The organism is Vibrio sp. 704, from assembly GCF_033339295.1.
Genome location: NZ_JAWOUH010000823.1, coordinates 1 through 563 on the forward strand (window position 1 = coordinate 1; position 563 = coordinate 563).

1 protein-coding gene is annotated in these 563 nt (G+C 45.5%); it reads right to left on the bottom strand.

Annotation, left to right across the window (positions count from 1 at the left end; all coding sequences use genetic code 11):
* Positions 1 to 563: fatty acid cis/trans isomerase (locus R7R24_RS29335; RefSeq protein ID WP_318120541.1), on the bottom strand; the 563-nt coding region annotated here is incomplete at both ends.

Consider the following 563-nt stretch of genomic DNA (forward strand, 5'->3'; position numbering starts at 1 on the left):
AGCTACGGCGAATCGCAAAATTATCCAACAACTTAACGTAATCGGCTTCGTTTTGAATCGCGCTAAACTGATCGACAAATTCTTTTACTTGGTTTTCTTTAAGGGAGAAAAATGCTGCTGGGTAGCTACCGACAACGCCACGCACGATGGTCATATCGTCGTTGGCGAAGTCTCGGTTGCTTTCTTCATCAAACAAACTCGAAATATTAGTGTGCGCATTGTTGTGAAGTAGGGTGAACAGTTCGTCCTTACCTGACTTACTACGCACCATCAGCATCGTGATTTGTGGGACGGTTTGTAGCCCTTCACCACGCACTTGACCGATGCGTTTTAGCTCTTTTTCCGTTATATCTGAAAGCGCAGTATCGGTAATCTCATAACGCGGCAACAACACTGGCGATAAGCGTTTGCGCATCATGTTCAGTAGCTCGGTTTTTGGATCGTCCGTTTTGTAAACAACGCTGGTCGGTTGATTAAAAGGCTTCACGTTACGTTGCAAAAAGTCACTAAGCTGAGGGCTTTGATCTTGATACCAGCTCGATTGAAGCTGGTGACGCATATCC